Source organism: Streptomyces sp. G45, assembly GCF_049542095.1.
GTDB lineage: Bacteria > Actinomycetota > Actinomycetes > Streptomycetales > Streptomycetaceae > Streptomyces.
Window position 1 is genome coordinate 3,930,137 of record NZ_JBMUZU010000001.1, and the last position, 13,489, is coordinate 3,943,625.

6 protein-coding genes and 4 pseudogenes are annotated in these 13,489 nt (G+C 72.4%); 3 read left to right on the forward strand and 7 right to left on the reverse strand.

The features are described 5' to 3' along the window. Positions 1-195 precede the first annotated feature (195 nt). Both ACOBQU_RS16040 and ACOBQU_RS16045 read right to left on the reverse strand, forming a co-directional pair. On the reverse strand, positions 196-1,206 hold the full coding sequence (locus ACOBQU_RS16040; RefSeq protein ID WP_423627639.1) for a polyprenyl synthetase family protein: 1,011 nt from the start codon (positions 1,204-1,206) through the stop codon (positions 196-198). A 375-nt stretch (positions 1,207-1,581) separates the two neighbouring features. Next, on the reverse strand, positions 1,582-2,424 hold the full coding sequence (locus ACOBQU_RS16045; protein WP_423627641.1) for an HAD family hydrolase: 843 nt from the start codon (positions 2,422-2,424) through the stop codon (positions 1,582-1,584). A gap of 504 nt (positions 2,425-2,928) precedes the next feature. Between ACOBQU_RS16045 and ACOBQU_RS16050 the strand changes: the two genes are divergently transcribed. Further along, positions 2,929-3,186 (forward strand): hypothetical protein, encoded by a 258-nt coding sequence (locus ACOBQU_RS16050; protein WP_423627643.1) that lies wholly within the window; start codon positions 2,929-2,931, stop codon positions 3,184-3,186. Between the two features lie 24 nt (positions 3,187-3,210). Here the strand turns inward: ACOBQU_RS16050 and ACOBQU_RS16055 are convergent, their stop codons facing one another. After that, on the reverse strand, positions 3,211-4,410 hold the full coding sequence (locus ACOBQU_RS16055) for an FAD-dependent oxidoreductase (RefSeq protein WP_423627645.1): 1,200 nt from the start codon (positions 4,408-4,410) through the stop codon (positions 3,211-3,213). A gap of 208 nt (positions 4,411-4,618) precedes the next feature. Then, positions 4,619-5,890: an ATP-grasp domain-containing protein gene (locus tag ACOBQU_RS16060; protein WP_423627647.1), complete on the reverse strand. Its 1,272-nt coding sequence runs from the start codon at positions 5,888-5,890 to the stop codon at positions 4,619-4,621. A 191-nt stretch (positions 5,891-6,081) separates the two neighbouring features. On the opposite strand from ACOBQU_RS16060, the pseudogene fahA reads away from it, so the two are divergent. Further along, a pseudogene (gene fahA / locus ACOBQU_RS16065) lies at positions 6,082-7,354 on the forward strand (fumarylacetoacetase). A gap of 131 nt (positions 7,355-7,485) precedes the next feature. On the opposite strand, the pseudogene recQ reads toward fahA, so the two are convergent. Next, a pseudogene (gene recQ / locus ACOBQU_RS16070) lies at positions 7,486-9,361 on the reverse strand (DNA helicase RecQ); the annotation flags it as partial. Positions 9,362-9,636: 275 nt separating this feature from the next. Between recQ and ACOBQU_RS16075 the strand changes: the two are divergent. Beyond that, a complete protein-coding gene (locus tag ACOBQU_RS16075; RefSeq protein WP_423627649.1) occupies positions 9,637-10,185 on the forward strand; it encodes a hypothetical protein in 549 nt (182 codons plus the stop codon). A 59-nt stretch (positions 10,186-10,244) separates the two neighbouring features. Here the strand turns inward: ACOBQU_RS16075 and nuoN are convergent. Beyond that, positions 10,245-11,893, reverse strand: a pseudogene (gene nuoN / locus ACOBQU_RS16080) (NADH-quinone oxidoreductase subunit NuoN). After that, positions 11,890-13,487 (reverse strand): annotated as a pseudogene (locus tag ACOBQU_RS16085) (NADH-quinone oxidoreductase subunit M). Before ACOBQU_RS16085 ends, nuoN begins: the two co-directional pseudogenes overlap by 4 nt. Between the last annotated feature and the right edge of the window lie 2 nt (positions 13,488-13,489).

A 13,489-nucleotide genomic window follows, 5' to 3' on the forward strand; every position in this document is an offset into this window, starting at 1 on the left:
AAGGGGCGCCCACCCGCACAGCCAGACAGCAACGGGCGGGCGGGTGGGAGAAGCAACCACCCACGAAGCGGCAGACGCCAACGGCGATCAGCCCCCCGCAAGGGGCGCCCGCCCGCGCAGCCAGGCGGTCACGGGCGGGCGGGTGGGAAGGGAGAGGCCCCCCAAGGCGGCAACACGACCCCCCGGCCAGGGGGGTCAGCCCGCGCGGTGGACCACCAGGTCACAGAGCTCGACCAGCGAGGCCTTGGCCTCCCCTTCAGGAAGGGGAGCCAACGCGGCCCGAGCCTCCTCGGCATACCGCACGGTATCCCGCCGAGCCTGCTCCAACGCGGGATGCGCCCGCAGCCGCGCCAACGCCTCCGCGTGCCGCCCGTCATCGGTGAGGTCGGAGTCGAGCAGCTCGCACAGCGCCATGTCCTCGGCGAGCCCGAGCCGGGCCACCCGCTCCCGCAGCCGCAGCACCGGCAGCGTGGGAATGCCCTCGCGCAGGTCCGTACCCGGCGTCTTGCCGGACTCGGTGGAGTCGGAGGCGATGTCGAGCACGTCGTCGGCGAGCTGGAAGGCGACGCCGAGCCGCTCGCCGTACTGGGTGAGGACGTCGACGACCGTCTCGTCCGCCCCGGACATCATCGCGCCGAAGCGGCCCGCGACGGCGATCAGCGAGCCGGTCTTGCCGCCGATGACCTCCAGGTAGTGGTCGACCGGGTCGCGCCCGTCGCGCGGCCCCGCGGTCTCCAGGATCTGCCCGGTGACCAGGCGCTCGAAGGCCTCGGCCTGGATGCGGACGGCCTCGGGCCCGAGGTCGGCCAGGATGTGGGAGGCGCGGGCGAACAGGAAGTCGCCGGTGAGGACGGCCACCGAGTTGCCCCAGCGCTGGTTGGCGCTGGGCACGCCGCGGCGCACGTCGGCCTCGTCCATCACGTCGTCGTGGTACAGCGTCGCCAGGTGCGTGAGCTCCACGACCACCGCGGACGGCACGATCCCCGGCGCGTACGGGTCGCCGAACTGGGCCGCCAGCATCACGAGGAGTGGCCGAAAACGTTTGCCACCCGCGCGCACCAGGTGCTGCGCGGCCTCCGTGATGAACGGCACCTCGCTCTTGGTGGCCTCAAGCAGGCCCTCCTCGACAGCCGCCAATCCGGCCTGGACATCGGCTTCGAGAGCCTGGTCCCGCACGCTCAGCCCGAAGGGCCCGACGACGGTCACGAGGGGTTCTCCTGTCTGCTGACGATCACAAGTCGATCACTCGGTCGATCATTCGTCGATGACACGGTTTGTCGATGTGTCGCTGCCATCACTCAAGTCAGCGTATCCGGTCGCCTTTCGATCACAGCCAGCGCCCGCCCGGCCAGAGGGGACCACCCTGCCCGATAGGCATGGAATGACCGAAATAACACCCAGGGAACCATGCGTCCCACATGCCGTTCCCGTATTCCGTGTCCCGTCCACGTCCCGTCCACCCGGAGAGCGGACCACACGACCCCGGCGTGTGCCGCGAGGCCACGCTGAGTGAGAGATCAGTCACTGACATCGGTCACGGTGTACGAGGACATCCGTCGGGGTGTACGAGGCCGGGTACCCTCAGGCGCGCCGCGCGGCACCCGCCGAAATCCGGCCATCGGCGAGCAGGCGCTCCAGGACCACGGCGATCCCGTCCTCCTCGTTGGACGCCGTCAATTCGTCCGCGACGGCCTTGAGTTCGCGGTGGGCGTTGGCCATGGCCACACCGCGCCGCGCCCAGGCGAACATGGGGATGTCGTTGGGCATGTCACCGAAGGCCAGGGTGTCCTCGGCGCGCAGGCCGAGCCGCTCGGCCGCCAGGGCGAGTCCGGTGGCCTTGGTGACCCCGCACGGCTGGAGCTCCACGGTGCCGGGCCCGGACATGGTCACGGTGGCGAGGTGCCCCACGACGCCTCGGGCGACCGCCGCCAACTCGTCGTCGGCGAGCGTGGGGTGCCGCAGCAGCACCTTGCTGATCGGCTCCTCCCACAGCACGCTCCGGCCGGGCACGCGCACGGCGGGCAGCGTCGGGTGCGGCATCTCGTACCCGGGCTCGATCAGCGTCAGACCGTCGACGCCGTCCTGGTCGACGGCCGCGAAGACCTGCCCGACCTCCGCCTCGATCTTGCCGAGCGCGACCTCCGCCAGCTCTCGCTCCAGGGTCACCGACGACACCATGCGGTCGCTCCCGGCGTCGTAGACCTGGGCGCCCTGCCCGCACACCGCGAGGCCGTCGTAGCCGAGGTCGTCGAAGAGCGGGCGCACGCGGGGCGCGGGGCGGCCGGTGACGACGAGGTGCCGTGCTCCGCTCTCGCGCGCGGCGGCCAGTGCCCTGCGCGACCGGTCGGAGACGGTGTCGTCGTGGCGGAGCAAGGTCCCGTCCAGGTCAGTGGCGATGAGGGCATATGCGAGGGGAGCGGCCATGATCCGAAGAATACGGATCCGAGCCCCGCCGGTAAGCCGAGTGACAGGAGCTGTGACGGTTCCGTCGCGCCCGGCGCACTACCGGCGGTCGGCTGGTCGTGCGGAGGCAGGGCCCCGTTCATACGCGCCGGAGGTGCCGTCGCGCGCTGGGTGCCGCCGCCCGCTCCCGGTTCACCGGAACGAGGCGGGGCGCGCGGGGGCGGCACCGGCACAGGACCGGCGGCCGCGGACCGGCTCCGCCCCGGTCAGGGCGGCCCGAGCGGGCCCGGCGGCCCCCCGTGGCGGCCGTCAATCCGAACTGCCCGGGGTGTGCGGCTCGTTGACATCCACCCCGCCCGCGTCCCGTGCGTCCTGGAACCTTCCGGCGTCCGTCCACGTCCCAGGAGTACGCGGGAGCCGCCGACAGCCGCCAGCCGTCGGCCACCGCGCCTCACGCCCCGTACGCGACGTCCCGTACACGGACGACCTGTACACGACGGCCCGTACACGACGACAAGGAACGACATGGCACTCCCTGGCACCCGCCGGACCCGCACGCTCGCCCTCGGCACCGCGAGCGCTGTCGCGCTGCTCACGGCGGGGCTCGCCTGGCAGGCGTCGGCGGCGGACTCGGACGCGGGCGGCCGCCCCGCTCCGGGGGCCAAGCCGGACGTCTCGGTCGGCAAGCGGATCGAGCACGCGCCGTCCTCGGCGGCCGAGTACTGGACGCCGGAGCGGATGCGCGCCGCCAAGCCCGCCCCGATGCCCGCCGACCACCGGTAGCCCGGCCCTCCCCGCGCGCCCCCTTCAGTCGTAGGCCGCCGCGATGTGCCGCGCGATCCGCGGCGACGCGTACTCCGTACCGCACACGAACCGCATCAGCGGCCCGTACGACGACCCGGCCAGCATGCCCGTGAAGTACAGGCCCGGGATCGACGATGCGTACCCCGCGCCGAGCCGGGGCGTGCCCCGGCTGACGGCCATGCGGGCGCGCAGCCCCGGTTCGAGGAAGCTGAGGGCGGCGACGTCGACGCGGTAGCCCGTGGCGGCGATGACGTGGTCGGCGGTCAGCTCGCGGGGGCGCCCGCCGAGCGACTCGACCATCAGGACCGGTCGGCCCTCGCGGACCCAGGCGCTGGTGACGCACCGCACCTCGTGTGTCTCGACCTGGTCCTCGTAGCGCTCACGCAGCCACCACGCGCCGAGCGGGCCGAGGACGCGGCGGGCGAGGAAGTGCCGGACGGCCGACGGCAGGTGGCGGTAGAGGTCGGCGTGGCGGCTGAGCGCGTACAGCGACCAGGCGCGGCCGAACGGCGACGCCGGGCGCAGCCGGGGCTGCTCCCACGGCGGCCCGCCGAACGCCACGGCCCGCCTGCCGCGCGCCACCACCCGCACCCGCGCCCCCGCCTCCGCGGCGAGCACGGCGGTCTCCAGGGCGGACTGGCCCGCGCCGACGACCAGCAGGTCCGCGCCCTCGTACCGCGTGAGGTCGTGGTGCTGGGCGCTGTGCGAGAGCGGGGCCGCGGGGGCGGGGCCGTCGGGCACGGCGGCGGCGAGCACGGGCGGGAGCTGCGCGAGGCCGGTGAGGCCGGTGGCGACGACGACCGCGCGGGCCGTGAACTGCTCGCCCGAGTCCAGCTTCAGCTCGAAGCCGCCGGTGCCCCCGCGGTCCACGGACACGACCCGCACGCGCTCCAGGTCGGGCACGAGCTTCTCCTGGAACCACTGCCCGTACCCGACGAACGTCTCCACCGGGATCAGGTCCTCGTCCCTGACCAGGCGCGGAACGCCCGCCGCCACGCAGTAGTCGGCGAGGGTGTGGCCGCGCTGCGGCGCGTCGATGGTCGAGGCGGCGGGCGTCGACTTCAGGAGCATCCCGGCGGGCATGCGGGAGCGCCAGCTCGCCATGGGGTCGCCGAAGACGCGGACGGGTAGGCCGCGGGCCCGCAGGTGGGCCGCGGCGGACAGGCCGTAGGGGCCTGCCCCGATGACTGCCACTGGTTCCATCACGAAGTCCCTCCCCAGGACGTCGTGCGCGCCGTGCCGTCGCACGGCACACGGTGTCACTTCGCGGGTGGTGCGGGTGATGCGGCTCGTGCGGGTGGCACGAGTGGTGCGGGTCGTACGGGTGGCACGAGTGGTGCGGGTCGTACGGGTGGCACGAGTGGTGCGGGTCGTACGGGTCGTGCGGATGGCGCGGGTGGTGTGGATCGCGCTATCCGGCGGTCCTGGCGGCGCCCCGGCGGGCGCGCCACATCTCGTACAGGTGCTTGGCCCCCGGCCGGACGAACCGCGCGAGCATGGTGAAGAACGGCTTCAGGTCGTCCGCGGCGAGCCAGGCCAGCTCCGTGCCGCTCGCGCGGGCGGGCGCGTGCGGCGTCACATAGCCGCTGCGGTGGTACGCGATCAGGGCGGGCAGGTCGATGTTCTCGACCACGTAGCGGTGGCCCGCGCGCTGCTCGGCCTCCGGGACGGGGCGGCCCGTGAGGTGCAGGTGCATGGCTCGGACGACGTCGACGCCCGAGGCGCTCTCGAAGAGGCGGAACTGGGCGCCCATGCGGGGGTTGAAGTCCAGCAGTTTGTACCGGCTGTCGCGGCGGTCGAAGCGGATGTCGAGGTCGACGATCCCGGTGAAGCCGATCTGTTTGATGAAACGCGCGACGTTGTCCGCGAGTTCCGGGTTGTCGACGACGTACGCGAGCGCCGTCATGCCCGCGTGCGGCGGCCAGGAGCGGACCTTCACGCCGGTGAACAGCGCGAGCGGCGTGCAGCTCTCGTCGAAGTAGGCGTGCACGACCCAGTCCTCGGCCTGCTCGCGCGGCAGGTACTCCTGGAGGATCACCCCGGGCCGCTCGCCCCAGCCGCGCGCGAGTCCGAGCAGGGATTCGGGGGTGTTGATCCGGGTGGTGCCGTTGACGGCGGGGCGCGCGCGGCGCTGGAACGCCTCGCGGTTCTTCGCCACCACGGGGAAGCGGGCGCTCGCGGCGAACGCCTCGACGTCGGCGCGGCTGCGCGGGCTCAGCGACCGCGGCGTGGTCACGCCGTGCTCCGCGCACAGCTCGTGCAGGCCCTGCTTGCTGGCCAGGCGGCGCGGCAGCGGGCCCTCGACGCGCGGGAAGAGGAAGCCGCCGAAGCGGGTGCCGTCGGCCAGCTCCCGCTGGTGCTCGGCGATCAGTACGGCCGCTTCCTCGTCGGTCGGGATGAGCACCGTGGGCCGCCCGATCCGCCGCCCGATCCGCAGCAGCCCCTCGACCAGGTACCCCGGGTCCTCCGTGCCGGTGGTCGCCCAGGGGAAGGCGCGGGTGAGGTAGCGGGAGGCGGCGGCGGGCGTGTACCGGTCCTCCGTGATGGCGTACATCGGTACGCCGAGACGGCCGAGGCTGCGTATCGCGCCGACGCCGCCGTGGTGCAGCGGGTAGTCGCCGAACTTCACGATCAGGCCGGGCACTTCGCGGTCGGGCCGCAGCGCGTCGCCGATCTTGGTCACGGGTCCCCCCACGCGTCCCCTCAGCCCCGACCCGGACCCACCCCGTCCGCGTCCCCGCGAGGAACCTAGGCCCGGAACCCAGCCCTCCACCTGAGATTTATCCGGACATTGCGAACTCTTTAGACACTGCCCGAACGGGACGCTTCCACGTAACGTGTGGGGCACCCGGATTGAAAGCGAGGCAGGAACGCATGTCCGAGCAGAACCCGCTCGACCTCCCCGAGGGCGACCCCTTCGGCCCGCACAATCTTCCCTACGGAGTCTTCACCCCGGCGGCGTCGGGCCCGTCCGGTTCTGCGCCCGCCCCCGCGCCGGGTTCCGCTGCCGTGGCCGAAGGCCCCCGCGTGGGCGTCCGCCTCGGCGGTCACGTCCTGGACGCCGGTGCCGCCGCGGCCGCCCTGGGCTCGCCCTATGTCTCGCTGCTCGCCCGGCCCACGCTCAACCCGCTGCTCGCCGCCGGGCACACGGCCTGGCGCGACGTGCGCCGCGCCCTCACCGCCTGGGTGACCGTCCCGGCCCACCGCGATGTCATCCGCCCGCTGCTGCACCCCCTGTCCGACGTCACCCTGCACCTGCCGTTCGAGGTCGCCGACTACGTCGACTTCTACGCCTCCGAGCACCACGCGTCGAACCTGGGCCGCATGTTCCGCCCGGACGCCCCGGCGCCGCTCACCCCCAACTGGAAGCACCTGCCGATCGGTTACCACGGCCGGTCCGGCACCGTCGTGGTCTCCGGCACGGACATCGTGCGCCCCACCGGGCAGCGCAAGACGCCCGCCGACACCGCGCCGGTGTTCGGCCCGACCACCAAGCTCGACATCGAGGCGGAGGTCGGCTTCGTCGTCGGCACCCCCTCCGCGCTCGGCTCGCCCGTGCCCCTCGGGGACTTCCGCGAACACGTCTTCGGCCTCACCCTCCTCAACGACTGGTCGGCCCGCGACATCCAGGCCTGGGAGTACGTCCCGCTCGGGCCGTTCCTCGGCAAGTCGTTCGCCACGTCCGTCTCGGCGTGGGTCACGCCACTGGAAGCGCTGGAGTCGGCGCGGGTCGCCCCGCCGGAGCGCACCGAGCCGCTCCTTCCGTACCTGGACGACTCCGCCGAGGAGCCCAGCGGCTACGACCTGCGCATCACCGTCACCCTCAACGGCGAGGTCATCTCCGAGCCCCCTTCTCCACCGTCTACTGGACCGCCGCCCAGCAGCTCGCCCACATGACCGTCAACGGCGCCTCCCTGCGCACCGGCGACCTCTACGGCTCCGGCACCGTCAGCGGCCCCTCCGCCACCAGTGCGGCTCCCTCATCGAGCTGACCTGGAACGGCCGCGACCCCCTCGAACTCCCCAGCGGCAAGCGGACGTTCCTGGAGGACGGCGACGAGGTCACCCTCACGGCGTGGGCCCCCGGCCCCGGCGGCACGAAGGTCGGTCTCGGCGAGGTGACGGGCCGCGTGACCCCGCCCCGCTGACCTCCCACGGGTCCCGTCGCGATGCGGCACTGAACGGGGGTACCAGGGGGCCCGCGCCCCCTGGTACCGGGAACGGGGCGCCCGCGCGCGGAGCGCGCTCATGGACACCGCGGGGCGCCCCGCGAGAGCTACCCGTCCACCTCCGCCAGCACCTCCAGCACCCCCTCCCCATACGTCGCCAGCTTCTTCTCCCCCACGCCGCTGATCCCGCCGAGGTCGTCCACGGACGCGGGCCGCGCCACCGCGATCTCCCGCAGCGTCGCGTCGTGGAAGATGACGTACGCGGGCACCCCCTGCTCCCGGGCCTGCGCGGCCCGCCACGCCCGCAGCGCCTCGAAGACGGGCACCGCGGTCTCCGGCAGATCCGCCGCCGCCACCGCGGCCTTGGCCTTGCGCTCCCCCGTGGAGCGGACCGCGCCGACCCGGCGGGCTTCTTCGGCTCCTTGCGCAGCGGCACCTCCCGCTGCCGGTTCAGCACGGAGGCGCTCTCGTCGGTGAGCACCAGCGTGCCGTACTCCCCCTCGACGGCGAGGAGGCCCTGGGCGAGCAACTGCCGGATGACGCCCCGCCATTCGGCCTCGCTCAGCTCGCCGCCGATGCCGTACACGGAGAGCTGGTCGTGGTCGAACTGGATGACCTTGGCGGTCTTGCGGCCGAGCAGGATGTCCACGATCTGGCCCGTGCCGAACTTCTGGCCGCGCTCGCGCTTGAGGCGCACCACCGTGGACAGCACCTTCTGCGCGGCCACCGTGCCGTCCCAGGTCTCCGGGGGAGCAGGCACGTGTCGCAGTTCCCGCACGTGGCGTCCGTCGGGTCCTGGCCGAAGTACCGCAGGAGCTGGGCGCGGCGGCACTGGACCGTCTCGCACAGCGCCAGCATCGCGTCCAGGTGGGCGGCCGAGCGGCGCCGGAAGGCCTCGTCGCCCTCGCCGGACTGGATCAGCTTGCGCTGCTGGACGACGTCCTGGAGGCCGTACGCCATCCAGGCCGTGGACGGCAGGCCGTCGCGGCCCGCGCGGCCCGTCTCCTGGTAGTACCCCTCGACCGACTTGGGCAGGTCCAGGTGGGCCACGAAGCGGACGTCCGGCTTGTCGATGCCCATGCCGAACGCGATCGTGGCGACCACGACCAGGCCCTCCTCGCGCAGGAAGCGGGACTGGTGGCGGGCGCGCGTGCCGCCGTCCAGGCCCGCGTGGTACGGCACGGCCTCGATGCCGTGGGCGCTGAGGAACTCGGCGGTCTGCTCCACCGACTTGCGCGACAGGCAGTAGACGATGCCCGCGTCGCCCTCGTGCTCCTCCTTCAGGAAGGTCAGCAGCTGCTTCTTCGGGTCGGACTTGGGCACGATCCGGTACTGGATGTTCGGCCGGTCGAAGCTGGCCACGAAGTGCCGGGCGTCGGGCATGGCCAGGCGCTGGGTGATCTCGCGGTGCGTGGCGTCGGTGGCCGTGGCCGTCAGGGCGATGCGGGGGACGTCCGGCCAGCGCTCGCCGAGGACGGACAGCGTCAGATAGTCCGGCCGGAAGTCATGGCCCCACTGGGCCACGCAGTGCGCCTCGTCGATCGCGAAGACGGAGATCTTGGCCCGGGACAGCAGGTCGAGCGTGGTGTCCAGGCGCAGCCGCTCCGGCGCCAGATACAGCACGTCCAGCTCGCCCGCGAGCAGCTCGGCCTCGACCACCCTGCGCTCGTCGAAGTCCTGCGTGGAGTTGATGAAGCCCGCGCGCACGCCGAGCGCCCGCAGCGCGTCCACCTGGTCCTGCATCAGCGCGATCAGCGGTGACACCACGATGCCCGTGCCGGGTCTGACCAGGGCCGGGATCTGGTAGCACAGCGACTTGCCGCCGCCGGTGGGCATGAGGACGACCGCGTCACCGCCCGCCACCACGTGCTCGATGATCGCCTCTTGCTCGCCCCGGAAGGCGTCGTACCCGAACACCCGGTGGAGCGTCCGCAGCGCGTCGCTCTCCACCACCTCAGCCATGCCGACCCCACTGATCCCGCTCATCGCCGTGCCTCCGCCCGTCGCACCTCGACCACTGACTCCACGATAGGCGCCCGCGCCGACAGGCCGGGAAGTTATCCACAGGCCCGTCGCACGCTTCCCGGTCGGTTGCCGGTCCGTTCCCGGTCGGTTCCTGGTCGGTTCCCGGTCAGCCCAATGGCCCAGCCGTCCTGGCCGCCGGGCCCGCGCCGGGTGATCCTGCTGCTTGCGGCGGCCCGGGGGCTGAGCCCGCCCCTCACGGCGCCCCAGCGCGCCTCACCCGTCCGAGGAGCCCCTCCATGCCTCTGTCCCGTACCGCCCAGGCCGCGCTGGCCCTGGCGGCGGCCTCCGGTCTCGCCCTGGCCCCGGCGCCCGCGCTGGCGGCCGCCCCGGCACCTCCGCCGCCCCCGCGGCAGGCGGAGTTCGCCAAGGTCTACGCCGCGACCGCCAAGTACGCGTACGAACCGCTCGCGATCAACGACGGCTTCGCCCGCACCGACGAGTGCGCCGCCGACCCGGACCTCGGCGGCATGGGCTACCACTACGTCAACCCCGCGAACATCGGCTCCGTCGACCCGGCGAAGCCCGCCGCGCTGCTCTACGAGGACACCGCCGACGGCAGGCGCAAGCTCGTCGCCGTCGAGTGGATCGTCTACGACGCCGACCAGGACAAGGGCACCGACGACGACCGCCCGTCCCTGTTCGGGCAGCCCTTCGACGGGCCGATGGACGGGCACTTCCCGGGCATGCCCATCCACTACGACCTGCACGCCTGGCTGTACAAGGACAACCCGAGCGGCAGGCTCTCCCCCTGGAACCCGGCCGTCCACTGCCCCGCGCAGCCCTGACCGCACGCGCGTGGGCCCCGGCTCCTCAAGGAGCCGGGGCCCACGCGGGACCGTCCAGGTCAGCGCACGAACACGCCCGCCTGACCGGCGAGGTCCAGGAAGTACTGCGGCGCCACACCGAGCACCAGCGTCACGGCGACGCCGACCCCGATGGCCGCCGTCGTCAGCGGCGACGGCACGGCCACCGAGGGGCCGTCCGCCTTGGGCTCGCTGAAGAACATCAGCACGATCACCCGGATGTAGAAGAACGCGGCGATCGCCGACGAGATCACGCCGACCACGACCAGCGCGCCCGCGCCGCCGTCCGCCGCCGCCTTGAACACCGCGAACTTGCCGGAGAACCCGGAGGTCAGCGGGATGCCCGCGAAGGCCAGCAGGAAGACGGCGAAAACGGCCGCCACCAGGGGCGAGCGGCGCCCGAGCCCCGCCCACTTCGACAGGTGCGTCGCCTCGCCGCCCGCGTCCCGCACCAGGGTCACCACCGCGAACGCGCCGATCGTCACGAACGAGTACGCGCCCAGGTAGAACAGCACCGACGAGACGCCGTCCTCCGTGGTGGCGATGACACCGGCGAGGATGAAGCCCGCGTGCGCGATCGACGAGTACGCGAGGAGCCGCTTGATGTCGGTCTGCGTGATCGCGACGATCGCGCCGCCGAGCATCGTGATCGCCGCGACGCCCCACATCACCGGCCGCCAGTCCCAGCGCAGGCCCGGCAGGACCACGTACAGCAGGCGCAGCAGCGCGCCGAACGCGGCCACCTTCGTCGCCGCCGCCATGAAGCCGGTGACGGGCGTCGGGGCGCCCTGGTAGACGTCGGGCGTCCACATGTGGAACGGCACCGCGCCGACCTTGAACAGCAGGCCCATGACGACCATCGCCGCGCCGATCAGGAGCAGCGCGTCGTTGCCCATGGTGTCGGCGAGCGCCGGGTCGACCGTCTCGACGGTGCCGTCGACGACCCGCGCGATGGTGCCGTACGACACCGAGCCCGCGTAGCCGTACAGCAGGGCGATGCCGAACAGCGTGAACGCGGAGGCGAAGGCGCCGAGCAGGAAGTACTTCACGGCGGCTTCCTGCGACATCAGGCGCTTGCGGCGGGCCAGCGCGCACAGCAGGTACAGCGGCAGTGAGAAGACCTCCAGGGCGATGAACAGCGTCAGGAGGTCGTTGGCCGCCGGGAAGACGAGCATGCCGCCGATCGCGAACAGGGCGAGCGGGAACACCTCGGTGGTGGTGAACCCGGCCTTCACGGCGGCCTGTTCACCGGCGCCGCCGGGCACGGATCCGGCCTGGGCGACGAAGGAGTCGACGCGGTTGCCGTGCGCCGCCGGGTCCAGGCGCCGCTCCGCGAACGTGAAGATCGCGACCAGCCCCGCGAGGAGGATGGTGCCCTGGAGGAACAGCGCGGGCCCGTCGACCGCGACCGCGCCCATGGCGGCGATCTTGGCCTTCGTGGTGCCGTACCCCCGGAGGCGAGGGCGACGACCGCGGCGAAGGCGGCACCGAGCGCCACGACCGACACGAAGAGCTGGGCGTAGTAGCGGGACCTGCGCGGCACGAAGGCCTCGATGAGCACCCCGATGACGGCGGCGCCGATGACGATCAGGGTCGGCGCGAGCTGACCGTACTCGAACTTCGGAGCGTCGATCTTGTCGACCGGCTCGGCCGCCACTGTCCACAGGCTGTGGACGGCTGTCGCACTCACTTCGCCGCCTCCACGTCGGGCCGGGGATCCTTCTTCTGTACGTCGGACATGGTGTGCTCCACCGCCGGGTTCACCATCTCGGTGACCGGCTTCGGGTACACGCCCAGGAAGAGCAGCAGGGCGATCAGCGGGGCCACCACGGCCAGTTCGCGCACCCTGAGGTCGGGCATGCTCGCCACCTCGGGCTTGACCGGGCCCGTCATCGTCCGCTGGTAGAGGACGAGGGTGTAGAGCGCGGCGAGCACGATGCCGAAGGTCGCGATGATCCCGACCGCCGGATAGCGCGCGAACGTGCCCACCAGGACCAGGAACTCACTGACGAACGGCGCGAGCCCCGGCAGCGACAGCGTGGCCAGACCGCCGATGAGGAACGTGCCCGCGAGCACCGGGGCGACCTTCTGCACGCCTCCGTAGTCCGCGATCAGACGCGAGCCGCGGCGCGAGATCAGGAAGCCCGCGACCAGCATCAGGGCGGCCGTCGACAGGCCGTGGTTGACCATGTAGAGCGTCGCGCCGGACTGCCCCTGGGAGGTCATCGCGAAGATGCCGAGGATGATGAACCCGAAGTGCGAGATCGACGCGTACGCCACCAGGCGCTTGATGTCGCGCTGGCCGACCGCCAGCAGCGCCCCGTAGACGATGGAGACCAGGGCGAGGACGAGGATCACGGGCGTCGCCCACTTCGAGGCCTCCGGGAACAGCTGGAGGCAGAAGCGCAGCATCGCGAACGTGCCGACCTTGTCCACGACGGCCGTGATCAGCACCGCCACCGGGGCGGTGGCCTCGCCCATCGCGTTCGGCAGCCAGGTGTGCAGCGGCCACAGCGGGGCCTTCACCGCGAAGGCGAAGAAGAAGCCGAGGAACAGCAGCCGCTCCGTGTTGGTCGCCATGTCGAGCGAGCCGTTGGCCCGCGCCTCGGCGATCTCCTGGAGCGAGAAGTTCCCCGCCACTACGTAGAGACCGATCACGGCGGCGAGCATGATCAGGCCGCCGACCAGGTTGTAGAGGAGGAACTTCACCGCGGCGTAGCTGCGCTGCGCCGAGGCGTTCTCGTCGCTGCCCCCGCCGCGGCAGCGGCATATCGAGCAGGGGCGGCGCGGTCTCCGAAGCCGCCGATGAGGAAGTACATCGGGATGAGCATGGCTTCGAAGAACACGTAGAACAGGAACACATCGGTGGCCTCGAAGGAGAGGATCACCATCGCCTCGACGGCGAGGATCAGGGCGAAGTAGCCCTGCGTCGGTCGCCAACGCTTGCTCTGCGTCTCCTCAGGGTCGGCGTCGTGCCAGCCCGCCAGGATGATGAAGGGCATCAGCAGGGCGGTGAGCGCGATCAGGGCGACCCCGATGCCGTCGACGCCCAGTTCGTACCGCACTCCGAAGTCCTTGATCCAGGAGTGCGACTCGGTGAGTTGGTAGCGGTCGCCGTCCGGGTCGAAGCGGACCAGGACCGCGACGGCGAGGCCGAGCGTGGCCACCGAGAACAGCAGCGCGAGCCACTTGGCCGCCGTGCGCCGGGCGGCCGGGACGGCCGCCGTGGCGATGGCGCCCACCGCGGGAAGCGCGGCCGTCGCTGTCAGCAGAGGAAAGGACATCG